The sequence below is a fragment of the Arthrobacter sp. Cza30 genome (assembly GCF_059090765.1).
Map to the genome: position 1 here is coordinate 109,070 of NZ_JBNHGA010000008.1, position 12,489 is coordinate 121,558.

Sequence of the window (12,489 nt, forward strand, 5' to 3'; positions counted from 1 at the left end):
TAGGTCCTACTCGCTGAGCAGAGTAATGATCCCGTAAACCAGTTGATCACATCATATGATGATTGTATGTTAGCGTGTGACACCAGTCACGGGAAGCCATGCGGTTTCTTGGAAAGAAGACCACGGTAAATGCCAATTAGTCCCCGTTCACCCGTATGAAAGGCACGACCATGAACGCCATCCAAACCCATGCTGCATCACCTACCGAGCGCCGCCGCGCTCTGAGCTTCAAAGCCTGGACGGGCGTAGCGGGTCTGGCGTGCGCAGGCATACTGCTGACCGGTTGCGGCGGCAAAGCGCCTGCGACTGCTGGAGAGGGGGAGGAAGGGCTCAGCGTCGGCATCTTCGTGGACAACGCCTTCGGCGACGGCGACTTCTTCGACCAGGCGGCCAAGGCGCAAGAGTCCTTGGAAGCCGACGGAACGGTCGTCAACACCTACGAGGGGCAGCTGCAGGCGCAGAACTTCGCCCCGTTGCTGCAGGACGCCGCGAATGCCAACGATTTGGTGTTTGTCCTGGGCTTCGAGGCTATCGACGCCATGGTCGATACTGCCGAGCAAAACCCCGACACGACCTTTGTCTTCCTCGACGGTGTGGTGGACAGTCCCGAGGTTGTTTCCGCAGAGTTCCGCACGGCCGAAGGCTGCTTCATGGCCGGTGCACTGGCGGCGACGGTCAATGAAGACGCAGGGAAAAACACCGCCGGCTTCATCGGCGGTGTCAACGCCCCCGTGATCAAGAACTGCGAATCGGGCTACGTCCAAGGCGTTGAACACATCGCACCCGAGATGAAGGTCGCAGCCCAATACGTGGGCTCCTTCGTGGATCCCGCCAAGGGCCGGGAGATCGGTTTGGCCCTGAAGAACAAGGGCGCCTACGCACAGTACGCTTACGCGGGTCTTTCCGGAGCAGGCATCTTCGATGCGGCAAAGTCCGGCGTCGAGATTGCTCCGATCGGCATCGTCGCTGACAAGGGGGCACTCGCTCCGGGCAAAGTGCCCGGCAGCGTGGAAATGAAGGTCGATGCGGTCATCGAGCAGCTCACCGAAGACTTCGCGGCTGGAAACCTGGAGCACGGATCGCAGCAGAGCTACGGCTTTGCCGAAGGCGGTTGGGCGATGGTCTACGACGAGGAGCTTGTTGGTGCCGACAACGCGGCCATGCTGACCGGTTTGGAAAAGAAGATCGCCAGCGGAGAAGTGACCATCGATGTCCAATAACCATGACACCAGCCCCGTGCTGGAACTGCACGGAATCACTAAGACGTTCGGCCACGTCGTCGCCAATGAAAACGTCAATTTCGATCTGCACCCGGGTGAAATCCATGCTCTGGTGGGAGAGAACGGTGCGGGAAAGACCACGCTGATGAGGATTCTGTTCGGCATGTACCGGCCCAATGCCGGAAGCATCCGGCTCGCCGGCACAGAAGTCGAGCTCAAGAAGCCCATGGACGCCATTGAGCACGGCATCGGCATGGTCCACCAGCACTTCATGCTGGTGCCGAGCTTTTCGGTCCTGGAGAACATCACCCTCGGTGCAGAGCCCGGCCGCGGCGGGCTGTTCGATCGAGGGCAAGCGGAGGATGCGATCCGCGGTCCGATGGAACGCCTAGGCATGGTGCTCGACCCGAACACGATCACCGGCAGTCTCAACGTGGCGACGCAGCAGAAGCTTGAGATCCTGAAGGTTCTGTACCGCGGAGCCAAAATCATCATCCTGGATGAGCCCACGGCAGTCTTGACCCCGCAGGAGACCGACGAGCTCTTCGTCCTGCTGAAGAAACTTGCAGCTGACGGTTCGTCCATCATCTTCATCTCGCACAAGCTGCGGGAGGTCTTTGCCGTGGCCGACCGCATCACGGTCCTCCGCAACGGCCGCACGGTCAGCACCGCAGCTGCCCAGGACCTCGACGCGGCCGCCGTGGTGGCCGCCATGACGGGACGCAGCGACGTCAACCTGGGACGAATCACCCGGAACGCGCCGGAAGACGGCGTCGTCTTGTCGGTTTCCGGGCTCAGCACCGGAAAATTCGAGCACGATGCGGCGCTGGATTCGGTCGGTTTCCACGTCAGGGCGGGAGAAGTGGTCGGAATCGCCGGCGTTGAAGGCAACGGCCAGTCTGCCCTGGCCGAAACCCTCATTGGTACCGCGGTCCCGCTCGCCGGAAAAATTGAACTTGCCGGAAGCGACCTGACCAGGCTGGCGGTGTCGCTGCGCCGGAACTTGGGGCTTTCCTACGTTTCCGAGGACCGCCACCGTGAAGGCATTCCCATCAACGGGTCTGTCCTCGAGGGGCTCGCGGCCGGCCGGCTTCGCCGGCACAGGGGCTGGAACGTACTTGCCAACGCCTTCCCGCGCACGCTGCAGACGTGGGGTACCGAGATGATCGGCAAATACGCCATCAGGACGTCGGGCCGCAGCGCCAAGTGCCACACCCTCTCTGGCGGAAACCAGCAGAAGATTGTCATGGCCCGGGAACTGGAAGAACAGCCCAAATGCATCGTGCTGGCACAGCCAACCCGGGGCGTGGACCTCGGCGCCATTGAATTCCTCTATGACCGCATTGCCGAAGCAACGGCGCGTGGCTGTGCGGTGGTGCTGATCTCGGCAGACCTGGACGAGATCCTCCGGCTGTCCGACCGCGTGCTGGTGATGTACGGGGGGCGGATTGTCGCCGAGGAAAAGGCGACCGAAACCACACGCGAGGATCTCGGCATGCATATGACCGGTGCGAAAGCCTTAGGAGCAGCAGAATGAACACCCAGACCGCTCCCGCACAGAAGACCGGCTCTCCGACGGCAAACCCGGTCCCCGAGCATGACCGGCGGCACCGGGCGAAGACCCAGGGCGGGCTGGCGGCCAAGCCCTTGGCACGCCGCTTGATCCAGCCTGCGTTCGTTCTTGTGGCCGGCTTGCTCATGGCCGTGGTGCTGATTTCAGCCCAAGGTTACGAACCCTTCTCCACGTTGGCCGCAGGTCTCAGCTACGCGCTGGGCGATCCGGCCAGCATTGCCCGGACCCTGGCGTGGGGGCTGCCGTTGTTTGTCGCCTCGATCGGCGTCTGCTTGGCGTATCGCTCGGGGATGTTCAACATCGGAGCCGAAGGACAGATTTATGCAGGGGCCATGGCGGCCGCCGTGGCCGGCGCGTATATCGGCCCCATGTTCAGCGGCCTTCACCTGCTCCTCTGCCTGGTCTTCGCGGCTGTAGCAGGCGGACTCATAGCGGCAGGTCTGGGATGGCTCCGCGCGGTCTGGGGGGTGGACGAAGTCCTGTCCACCCTGCTATCGAACTACATCATCATGCTGTTCTGCGCCTACCTGGCTACCTCCCCGTTGCGGGATCCGGCACGGCAAAGCGGCACAACAAGAGAAGTGTTCGATACCGCCATGTTTGGCGAAATCATGCCGCGCACCCAGCTGACCTCCGCGCTTTTCGTCGTGATCGTCCTCTGCGCCGCCACCTGGTGGCTCAGCGAACGCTCGGTGGCCGGCTACCGCTGGCGGATGACCGGCGAGAGCCCGGATTTCGCCGCCGCCTCGGGCATCAGTGTGAAAAAGTCCCGTATCGCGTCGATGGCGACCAGTGGTGCCCTCTGCGGCATCGGTGGCGCACTCCTGGTCACCGCGTCCCAAGGCCGTTTCTGGACCGAAATCGGGACGGGCATCGGCTGGGATGCCGTGCTGATCGCCTTGATCAGCCGGGCGCGTCCAGTGCCAGCGATCATCTGGGTGTCCGTGTACTGCGTCATGAGGTCCGCCGCGCGCGGCATCGAGCAGGTGTCCACCGTGCCGTCGGAACTGTCGCTGGTCCTGATTTCCGGCATCATCATCGCCGCCGCCGCCCGTGCCGGTATTTTTAGTCAATTCACCGCCCTGAAGCAGCGGTTCGCCCACCTGAAAGGACACTGAGACATGGATTGGATTGATGCCTTTCTCGCTTCGGGGATTCGGTTTACCACACCGATCCTGCTCGCTGCATTGGCCTGTCTTCCCACCGCCTGGACCAAGGACCTGAATGTTGGGCTCGAGGGGGCCATGCTCTTTGGTGCCTTTTCCGGCGTCGTCATAGGCATGTCCACCGAATCCGGGATTGCAGCTGTGGGACTTACCGTCCTAATCGGCGCGGCTTGCGGCGCTGCCTTTGGCTATCTCATCACGTACCTGCGGGTGAACGTCTTTGTGGCCGGCATCGTTCTGAATGTGTTCGCCGCGGGCGCCACGGTCTACCTGTTGCGGTCATTGTTCGGCGTCAAGGGAACCCTCAGCGACGACCGAATCCCCGCCATGGCGTCGGTCAGCATCCCCGGCATCGACGGTATCCCGGTGTTGGGGGCTGTCCTGTCGGGTCATTCAATCCTGACCTACGCCAGTTGGGCCATTATCGTTGCGGCAGTGCTCGCGGTCCGTTACACCGTCCTGGTCAGGCACTTGAAGGCAGCAGGGGAGCATCCGACTGCCTTGATCGCGGCGGGCGGCAACGTCACCCGGATGCGTATTCTCGCCCAGGTCTGGTGCTTTGCGCTGTGCGGCCTGGCGGGAGTGCAGCTGAGCATGGGCCAGCTCACCCTATTCACCGAAGGCATGACGAGCGGACTTGGATTCGTTGCATTGGCAGCCGTCATCTTCTGCCGCGGCAAGGTCCTGCTGCTCGCCCTCATGTCGGTGGGCTTCGGTCTCTCGTCTGCCGTCGCAGTACAAGTAAACGCATCGGTGATGCCACCCCAATTCGCCCAGATGATCCCGTATGTTGTCGCATTCGTGGGCCTCATCATCTTGGCCCGCACGGCTAAGGACGGCGGCATACGCATTGCAACCCCGGTACTGGAGGACTGAAGCATGAACGACGAATCCCTGACGGCCGCCGATGTCGACCTCTTCGAACAGGCCAAAGCCATGCTGACGAGGGCCCATCACGGCGAGCGACACCAAGTGGCGGCCGCGGTGCGAACCCGTACCGGAGCCGTCTACCTGGGTCTGCACATCGGCTCCCGCCGCGTGAATGTCTGTGCGGAGTCGTCGGCCATTGCCAATGCGCAGATGGCCGCCGATTCAGACATCACCCAAGTGGTTGCCGTCTGTAAGGACAGCGCCGGCCGCGTGGTGGTGACCAATCCATGCGGTGTCTGCCGGGAACTCATGGGTACCTACTGCCCGGATGCCGACGTCATCATCGATTTGCGCGGGGCCGTCCGCAAGGTGCCCTCCAAGACCCTAATGCCCGAGCCGTGGATGTTCCCGCATGAGAACAACTGGACGGTCGGCGACCCGACGAGTGAAGGAAACTAATGGAAAAGCCAACGATTACCGACATCTGCCTGATCACCCGCGATCTGGACGCCTCAATTGCGTTCTACACGGAGAAACTCGGCTACACACTCAAGCACCGGATGCCGGGATTTGCTGACTTCGCCGGTCCGGGCGTCATCCTAGCCCTCTGGGAGGCCAGCAAGATCACCGAGACAACCGGTGTTCCGTCCCAAATGACCGAGCCCGCCGGGCACGGGGTAATGCTGGCTGTAAAGCTCGATTCGCCCGCGGCAATCGATGCAATGTACGCGGAGCTGACCGCGCGTGGCGTGGAGGTCTACTCCCAGCCTGAGGACTACCCCTGGAACGCGCGGTGCCTGTACTTGGCGGGGCCATGCGGTGAGCTTTGGGAATTCTTCGCGTGGTATGAGGGCGGAGAGCCCGGCGCCGTTGATTCTGCTACCGCCGCCGTCGCCTCCTGACTATCCGACACCGAACGACTGGAAACTAACGTGACTATTTCTGTATCCGACCTCCTGCCGCTCGACGCGGAGCAAGCCACCCTCATCGGCCGAATCTTTGACCCGGAAGCAAATGGGCCGTGCGTCGTTGTCGTCGACGGAACGGACGTCGTTGACATCACCGACGTAGAGCCGACAGTCTCGTCCCTCTTAGAACGGGCCGACTTGCTCTTGGCTGTGAAGGATCTGGGAAACCGCCGCCGGTGGGCACTGGACGATGTCATCGCCGCCACTGTTGATGCCGACGCCGCCAAGCCGCGACTCCTTGCACCGATCGACCTGCAGGTCATCAAGGCCGCCGGCGTGACTTTCGTGGAGAGCATGCTGGAACGCGTCATCGAAGAACGAGCCAAGGGGGACGCCAGCCAGGCGGCGGCCATCCGCGAGCAGCTGGCCGACGCCATCGGCGGTGCCATTTCGAGCGTGCAGCCAGGCTCAGAGGAAGCAGCGCGGGTTAAGGAGATCCTCAAAGCGGAAGGGCTGTGGTCACAGTACCTGGAAGTCGGCATCGGACCTGATCCGGAGATCTTTACCAAGGCACCGGTCCTCTCGGCGGTTGGCACCGGCGAGCCGATTGGGGTCCTGTCCCGGTCCACGTGGAACAACCCGGAACCGGAAGTCGTGCTGGCCGTGCGCTCCGACGGCACTGCAGTGGGTGCGTCATTGGGCAACGACGTCAACCTCCGCGACTTCGAAGGACGCAGTGCGCTCCTGCTCACGGAAGCCAAGGACAACAACGCCTCCTGCGCGATCGGACCGTTCATCCGGCTCTTCGACGATTCGTTCGGAATGGACGACGTGCGGGAACTTGACATCAGCCTGCGGGTGCAGGGACCGGATGGATTCACGCTCGACGGGCAGAGCTCGATGAAGAACATCAGCCGTGATCCAGCCAGCCTGATCGGACATGCATACGGCGACCACCACCAGTATCCCGACGGCTTCGTGCTGTTCACCGGCACCCTGTTCTCGCCGACCCAGGACCGAAAAGCGCCGGGGGCGGGATTCACCCATGAACTTGGCGATACCGTCAGCATCTCGAATCCACGACTGGGTGCGCTGATCAACCAGGTGCAGCACTCGGAAACAGCCCCCCGCTGGGAGTTCGGTATCTGGGCTCTTATCAAGAACCTGCGTCAGCGCTCTCTTATCTGAACGTTTACCTTCCCCACGAACACGACAACGAAAGCGAGACTTCGTGTATAAAGTTACGAACCCGGCCACAGGCACAGTCATCGAGGAATTCCCCACAGCCACCGATGAGCAGATCGTGGAAGCCATTGACCGGGCGCATCGGGGCTACCTGTCCTGGAAGGACACCCCGGTAGAAACCCGCTCTAAGATCGTCCAGCGGGTTGCCGAGGTCTTCAAGGAGCGCTCGGACGAGTTGGCCGCAATCATCACCCAGGAGATGGGCAAGCGGATCGAAGAAAGCAAGGGCGAGCTCGGCACCGTCTTCGAAATCTTCAGCTACTACGCGCAGAACGGCCAACGTTTGATGGCCGACGAGCCGCTGGAGATCCAAGGCGGCACCGCCGTGATTCAAAAGCGCCCTGTTGGGGTGATCCTGGGCATCATGCCGTGGAACTACCCCTACTACCAGGTGGCGCGCTTCGTGGCACCGAACCTGATGCTGGGCAACACCATCTTGCTCAAGCACGCCTCCAACTGCCCGAAGTCCGCCGCCGCAATTGAGTCCGTGCTTCGCGAAGCAGGGGTGCCCGAGGATGCCTACATCAATGTCTACGCCACCAACCAGCAGATCGCTGCGGCGTTGGCTGACAAGCGCATCCAGGGTGTCTCCCTCACGGGCAGCGAGCGCGCCGGGTCCGCCGTCGCGGCTGAGGCGGGGCGAAACCTCAAAAAAGTGGTCCTTGAACTGGGTGGCTCGGATCCCATGGTCATCCTCGATTCCGACAATCTTGATGAGACCGTGGACGTCGCGGTAGCTTCGCGGATGGGGAACATGGGCCAGGCCTGCAACGCGCCCAAGCGCATGATTGTCATGGCCGATATTTACGACGAATTCGTGGAAAAGCTCACCGAAAAGATGGCTGCCTTCGCCCCGGGCGACCCCAGTGATCCGTCGACCACGTTGGCACCGCTGTCATCGGTGGCAGCGGCGGACGAAGTGGTACGCCAAATCCAGCAGGCAGTGGAACAGGGTGCGACGCTGCGGACAGGTGGCTACCGGATCGAAGGCCCGGGTGCCTACGTACAGCCGGCGGTGCTCACAGATGTCACCCCGGAGATGGCGGCCTACCATGAGGAAGTGTTCGGTCCTGCTGCGATTGTCTTCCGCGCCTCCAGCGAGGAAGAAGCCATCGCATTGGCCAATGATACGGAGTTCGGGCTTGGCTCCGGCGTCTTCAGCACCGACCCGGAACGGGCCAGGAGAATTGGCGATCAGATCGAGGCCGGCATGGTCTACATCAACCAGGCAGGCGGTTCGCAGGCCGACCTGCCCTTCGGCGGCATCAAACGTTCGGGCGTCGGCCGCGAACTCGGCCCGCTCGGCATGGACGAGTTCATGAACAAGAAGGTTGTCCGACTTTAAGGGTTTAGCTCGACAGTGCAAATGGAGCGAAGCGGTCCCCAGAGTGTTACAAACGAGGGGGCCGCTTCGCCTGCAACGAGCAGGAGACTATGCAACTTTCGGCCATCCCGACACGCACTCGTCCTTCCGCCCCCGAGACGGACATGGCGGTTTAGGTGCTCACCGGGCGAGCGAGTCTGGCCCGACTCTCCCCGGCCGAACCGACGGCTTCCAGCGAGCGGGTCCGGCACCCGCTGTAGGCTGCGGACAGACATGAGGGGTGCCGTCCCACCGGGACGGCACCCCTTATGACTGTCCGCAGGTTAGGCGGCGGGCTCTTCGACGACGGGCTCTTCGACGACGGGCTCTTCGACGATCGGGTCTTCGACAACCGGCTGTGCGGCGGCGAGCTGTGCTTCGTAGGCATCGGCAACGGCCTGGTAGGCAGTGCGGGCTTCGTTGACGAGCACGCGGTTCTTGACGCGGAGGTCCTTCAGGGCAGCGGTCTGGGCTGCGCGCAAGTTCTTCACTTGCAGCTGCGCGGCTTTCACTGCCTTGCCCTTGGCGAGCTTCGCCTTCTTGGACACGGCCTTCAGCTCGGCGGCTGCGGTGGCGCGGGCCTGCTGTTCGGTGGTGCGGGCATTATTCTGCGCTGCCTTGAAGGCGGCCTTGGCGGCTTTGACGTCAGCCTCGGTCACGACCGGCTCGGCGCTGACGGGTGCGGTGATAACCGGTTCGGTGACGGGCTCAAGGTTAGCGGCGGACGCGGCGGTGGCGCTTCCGCCGGCCAGGAGGGCGGCTGCGAGGAAGCCGGCGGCGATCTTGCGGATTGCAGTCATGTGTACTCCGTGTTCGGATGAGGTGGCCGGCCCAGTGCCCGCCACCCTTCGAAAATAACGAGTCCGACCGCCGCAAAGGCCCTCCTTGCGGCTAACCTGCCGAAACGTTGTCGCAGCTTCCCAAAACCTGCGTCTTTAGTGGGACGAGACGTATCTGAAGTGACTGAAACCTGCCCCTAGGAAGGAGGCGGGCAGCGCCGTCGTGATGGGTTACTAGCTCTCTCGCCGGAACCCTTTTAGCGGCGGCCGCGGAACGGCCCAGCCCGGAAGTAGCCCAAGCGCGCGGCGCAGTCGAATCGCGGTCGGCTACGCCGCCGCCGGGGGAGCACCTGCCGGGGTGGACGCCATGGAGGAGTTGCTGCGGCGGGGCGCCGGGTGGGCTGACCGGCGCCCGTCGTTGGTGAACCTGAGTTACTTCTTAGGCCGGGTCTGTGACCGCTGCCCGGTGCTGCGCGCCAGCGGTCAGACAAGCGACGGGACGAGGACGGGACTGGCCAAGCGCCGAAAGCTATATCCAGTCGGAGGCCGGGGTTTGCCGGTCAGCGACTGTCGGACTCGGCAACCATCTGGCGCGCGGCGCGGGCAATCCGGGTGCCCGCCTCCGCCATGGCTTTCGCATCCGTAGCGACGATGATGGTGGAGAAGTTGTCGGCGTAGCGGCCCAAGTCATCGCTGACGGAGCCCACCACAGCGTGGACGGGCTTGCCCGGGTTGCGGGCCAGGATGGCGGAGATGATCTTGCCCTGCCCGGTCTGCGAATCCAGCCGCCCTTCGCCCACGACGATCGCGTCCGCCTCGGCCGCCAGCCAGTCAAAACCGACGGCGTCCAGGATGTACTCTGGGCCTGGCACCAACTCCGCGTCGTACTGGGCCCACATCCCGCCGCTGAAACCGCCGGCGGCTCCGGTGCGCGGCAGGCCGCGAGGATCCCGGGGGAGCGCGGCGGCCTGGCGGTGCAGCCGCTCGGTCAGTTCGCGGACCTGCTGCGGGTCGGCGCCCTTCTGCGGTCCGAACACCACCGCGGCATCCTCAAAGACGGTGGTGACGTCGGTGAGCACACGGACCCCCGCGCCCTTTAACCCGCCGTGTTCCTCGATGGCGGCAATCGCCCCGGCGCCGCCGTCCGTCGTCGCGCTCCCGCCGGCAGCCACCCGGATGGTTGATGCTCCGCGGCGGACCGCGTCCACCATGAGCAGGCCGGTCCCGTAGGTGTCCGCCGCCAGCGGGTCGCGCTCGCCGGAGCAGGGAAGCGTGATGCCGCTGGCGGCGGCGAGTCCGATAACGGCCGTCCCGTCAGCGCTCAGCGCGTATGCCGCGCGGATCGGATCGCGCCACGGGCCCACGCTGTCCGCCTCCACCAAGGTGGCCGCGGTGGCATCTTGGAGGATTTCGTAGGTGCCCTCACCGCCGTCGGCCACGGGAAGCTCGACGGCGGTGCCGCCGGCTTCCCGAACACCGGCGGCAACGTGGGTGGCCACCTCGGCGGCGGTGTAGGTGCCCTTGAAGCTGTCGGGCGCGATGAGGATCTTCATGCCGTTGCTCAGAACCCGACGTTCTCGCGGCCTTTGAGGTCCAGCATCTCGCGCGCCTCGTCCGGAGTGGCGACCTCGAAGTTGAGTGCTTCGACGATGGTGCGGATGCGGCTAACCTGCTCGGCGTTGGAGGCGGCGAGCTGGCCGGGGCCGATCCAGAGCGAGTCCTCCAGTCCCACGCGGACGTGCGACCCCATGGCCGCGCCGATAGTGGCCAGCGGCATCTGGTTCTTGCCGGCGCCCAGGATGGACCACTCGTAGGCATCGCCCAGCAACCGGTCGCCCGTGCGGCGCATGTGCATCAGGTCCTCCGGGTGCGCGCCGATGCCGCCAAGCAGGCCGAAGACGGACTGGACGAACAGCGGTCCGCGGGCCAGGCCCCGGTTGTGGAAGTGGGCCAGATTGTTCAGGTGCGAGATGTCGTAGCACTCGAACTCGAACCGGGTGCCGTTGCCGTTGCCGATGTTCAGGATGGTCTCGATGTCTTGGAACGTGTTCTTGAAGACCAGGTCCCGGGACTTCTCCAGCCCTTCGCGCTCCCACTCGTGCTCGAACTCCTGGAAGCGGTCCAGCATGGGGTAGAGGCCAAAGTTCATCGAGCCCATGTTCAGCGACGCGAGCTCCGGCTTGAACGCCGCGACCGGCCGCATGCGCTCCTCAACGCTCATGTGCGGGGAGCCCCCTGTGGTGATGTTGATGACCGCGTCCGTGTTGGCCTTCAGTTTGGCCAGGATGGGCTCGAAGTGCTCCGGGTCCTGCGACGGACGGCCGTCCTTCGGATCGCGGGCGTGCATGTGCACTATGGCGGCGCCCGCCTTGGCGGCGCCGATGGCTGCCTCGGCGATTTCATCCTGGGTGACCGGCAGGTGCGGGGACATGCTGGGGGTGTGAATGGCGCCGGTGACGGCGGAGGTGATGATGACTTTGCGCTTGCGGGCCATGATGTTCCTTAGGTGGTACCGGGTGGATCAGTAGAGCTTTTCGGTGTTGCCGTCCACGGCCATCGCCTGGCCGTTGACGTTGCGGGCCAGATCGCTAGCCAGGAACGCGGCCATGTTGGCGATGTCCTCCGCCTCCACCAGCCGCTCCAGGGAAGACTGCTTGTGGTAGAGGTCTGAGACTTCCTCGAGGGGACGGCCCAGCATGGCGGCCTTTGCCTCGATCACCGCGTCGATGCGCGGGCCATTCACTGCCCCCGGGCAGATCGCGTTGGCGCGGATACCCTCGGGCCCCAGCTCGATGGCCAGGGTCTTGGTCAGCCCGACGACGGCCCACTTGGAGGCCGAGTAGGGGCTTCGTCCGGCCATGCCCAGCCGCCCGGCGGCCGAGGAGAGGTTGACGATGGCGGCGTCCTTGGCCTCGCGTAGCAGCGGCAGCGCATGCTTGATGCAGTAGAACTGGCCGTGAACGTTCACGTCGAAGGTGGTCTTCCACGCCTGCGAGTCCAGGGTTTCGATGGGGCCGGTGGGCCCGGCGATGCCGGCATTGTTGACCAGGACGTCCAGCCCGCCAAGCTTGGTGCGGACTTCCTGCATCAGCGTCTGGACCTGCGACTCGTCCGAGACGTCGCTGAGCGCCACGGCGAAGCCGTCCTGTTTGGCCGCATCCACCGCCTCCGGGTTGATGTCCGTGACCATGACGTCTGCGCCGAGGTCACGGAAGCGGGTGGCGATGGCACGGCCGATGCCGGCCGCTCCGGCGGTGACCAGGACCTTGCGTCCGGTGAAATCCATTGAGTGCTCCTTGGGTAGTGCAGGTGGGGGAGTGCATAGGGGACAGTACGACGGCGGTGCGGCACCGCCGTCGTACGCG

12 protein-coding genes are annotated in these 12,489 nt (G+C 64.0%); 8 read left to right on the plus strand and 4 right to left on the minus strand.

Annotation, left to right across the window (positions count from 1 at the left end):
* Nucleotides 1-170: 170 nt before the first annotated feature.
* Genes AC5RVZ_RS25300 through AC5RVZ_RS25335 form a run of 8 tightly spaced genes read left to right on the plus strand, consistent with a single transcriptional unit; the run spans nucleotide 171 to nucleotide 8,327 of the window.
* The gene (locus tag AC5RVZ_RS25300) at nucleotides 171-1,220 is read left to right on the plus strand and encodes a BMP family lipoprotein (RefSeq protein ID WP_494068383.1); all 1,050 of its coding nucleotides are present in this window, start codon (nucleotides 171-173) and stop codon (nucleotides 1,218-1,220) included.
* The gene (locus AC5RVZ_RS25305) at nucleotides 1,210-2,757 is read left to right on the plus strand and encodes an ABC transporter ATP-binding protein (RefSeq protein WP_494068384.1); all 1,548 of its coding nucleotides are present in this window, start codon (nucleotides 1,210-1,212) and stop codon (nucleotides 2,755-2,757) included. Before AC5RVZ_RS25300 ends, AC5RVZ_RS25305 begins: the two co-directional genes overlap by 11 nt.
* On the plus strand, nucleotides 2,754-3,911 hold the full coding sequence (locus AC5RVZ_RS25310) for an ABC transporter permease (RefSeq protein ID WP_494068385.1): 1,158 nt from the start codon (nucleotides 2,754-2,756) through the stop codon (nucleotides 3,909-3,911). The genes AC5RVZ_RS25305 and AC5RVZ_RS25310 overlap by 4 nt, the downstream gene beginning before the upstream one ends.
* A gap of 3 nt (nucleotides 3,912-3,914) precedes the next feature.
* Nucleotides 3,915-4,835 (plus strand): ABC transporter permease, encoded by a 921-nt coding sequence (locus tag AC5RVZ_RS25315; RefSeq protein WP_494068386.1) that lies wholly within the window; start codon nucleotides 3,915-3,917, stop codon nucleotides 4,833-4,835.
* Between the two features lie 3 nt (nucleotides 4,836-4,838).
* Complete coding sequence (locus tag AC5RVZ_RS25320) at nucleotides 4,839-5,288, plus strand: cytidine/deoxycytidylate deaminase family protein (RefSeq protein ID WP_494068387.1); 450 nt, start codon at nucleotides 4,839-4,841, stop codon at nucleotides 5,286-5,288.
* Nucleotides 5,288-5,731 carry a VOC family protein gene (locus tag AC5RVZ_RS25325; protein ID WP_494068388.1) on the plus strand — a complete coding sequence of 148 codons (444 nt, stop codon included), beginning with the start codon at nucleotides 5,288-5,290 and terminating at the stop codon, nucleotides 5,729-5,731. Before AC5RVZ_RS25320 ends, AC5RVZ_RS25325 begins: the two co-directional genes overlap by 1 nt.
* 30 nt (nucleotides 5,732-5,761) lie before the next feature.
* Nucleotides 5,762-6,925, plus strand: coding sequence for a fumarylacetoacetate hydrolase family protein (locus tag AC5RVZ_RS25330; RefSeq protein WP_494068389.1), 1,164 nt, complete (start codon nucleotides 5,762-5,764; stop codon nucleotides 6,923-6,925).
* Between the two features lie 43 nt (nucleotides 6,926-6,968).
* Complete coding sequence (locus AC5RVZ_RS25335) at nucleotides 6,969-8,327, plus strand: NAD-dependent succinate-semialdehyde dehydrogenase (RefSeq protein WP_494068390.1); 1,359 nt, start codon at nucleotides 6,969-6,971, stop codon at nucleotides 8,325-8,327.
* 302 nt (nucleotides 8,328-8,629) lie between these two features.
* On the opposite strand, the gene AC5RVZ_RS25340 is transcribed toward AC5RVZ_RS25335, so the two are convergent.
* The 4 genes from AC5RVZ_RS25340 to AC5RVZ_RS25355 all read right to left on the minus strand — a co-directional run bounded on the left by AC5RVZ_RS25340 (nucleotide 8,630) and on the right by AC5RVZ_RS25355 (nucleotide 12,410).
* The gene (locus AC5RVZ_RS25340) at nucleotides 8,630-9,145 is read right to left on the minus strand and encodes a hypothetical protein (protein ID WP_494068391.1); all 516 of its coding nucleotides are present in this window, start codon (nucleotides 9,143-9,145) and stop codon (nucleotides 8,630-8,632) included.
* Nucleotides 9,146-9,684: 539 nt separating this feature from the next.
* Complete coding sequence (locus AC5RVZ_RS25345; protein ID WP_494068392.1) at nucleotides 9,685-10,677, minus strand: glycerate kinase; 993 nt, start codon at nucleotides 10,675-10,677, stop codon at nucleotides 9,685-9,687.
* 8 nt (nucleotides 10,678-10,685) lie between these two features.
* The gene (kce, locus tag AC5RVZ_RS25350) at nucleotides 10,686-11,618 is read right to left on the minus strand and encodes a 3,5-dioxohexanoate:acetyl-CoA acetone transferase (RefSeq protein ID WP_494068393.1); all 933 of its coding nucleotides are present in this window, start codon (nucleotides 11,616-11,618) and stop codon (nucleotides 10,686-10,688) included.
* A 27-nt stretch (nucleotides 11,619-11,645) separates the two neighbouring features.
* Complete coding sequence (locus tag AC5RVZ_RS25355) at nucleotides 11,646-12,410, minus strand: SDR family oxidoreductase (RefSeq protein ID WP_494068394.1); 765 nt, start codon at nucleotides 12,408-12,410, stop codon at nucleotides 11,646-11,648.
* Nucleotides 12,411-12,489 lie beyond the last annotated feature (79 nt).

Bases quoted from the DNA above. Each gene is read 5' to 3' on its own strand.
- AC5RVZ_RS25300 (WP_494068383.1), top strand. From the start codon at position 171: ATGAACGCCATCCAAACCCATGCTGCATCACCTACCGAGCGCCGCCGC.
- AC5RVZ_RS25305 (WP_494068384.1), top strand. From the start codon at position 1,210: ATGTCCAATAACCATGACACCAGCCCCGTGCTGGAACTGCACGGAATC.
- AC5RVZ_RS25310 (WP_494068385.1), top strand. From the start codon at position 2,754: ATGAACACCCAGACCGCTCCCGCACAGAAGACCGGCTCTCCGACGGCA.
- AC5RVZ_RS25315 (WP_494068386.1), top strand. From the start codon at position 3,915: ATGGATTGGATTGATGCCTTTCTCGCTTCGGGGATTCGGTTTACCACA.
- AC5RVZ_RS25320 (WP_494068387.1), top strand. From the start codon at position 4,839: ATGAACGACGAATCCCTGACGGCCGCCGATGTCGACCTCTTCGAACAG.
- AC5RVZ_RS25325 (WP_494068388.1), top strand. From the start codon at position 5,288: ATGGAAAAGCCAACGATTACCGACATCTGCCTGATCACCCGCGATCTG.
- AC5RVZ_RS25340 (WP_494068391.1), bottom strand. From the start codon at position 9,145: ATGACTGCAATCCGCAAGATCGCCGCCGGCTTCCTCGCAGCCGCCCTC.
- AC5RVZ_RS25345 (WP_494068392.1), bottom strand. From the start codon at position 10,677: ATGAAGATCCTCATCGCGCCCGACAGCTTCAAGGGCACCTACACCGCC.
- kce (WP_494068393.1), bottom strand. From the start codon at position 11,618: ATGGCCCGCAAGCGCAAAGTCATCATCACCTCCGCCGTCACCGGCGCC.
- AC5RVZ_RS25355 (WP_494068394.1), bottom strand. From the start codon at position 12,410: ATGGATTTCACCGGACGCAAGGTCCTGGTCACCGCCGGAGCGGCCGGC.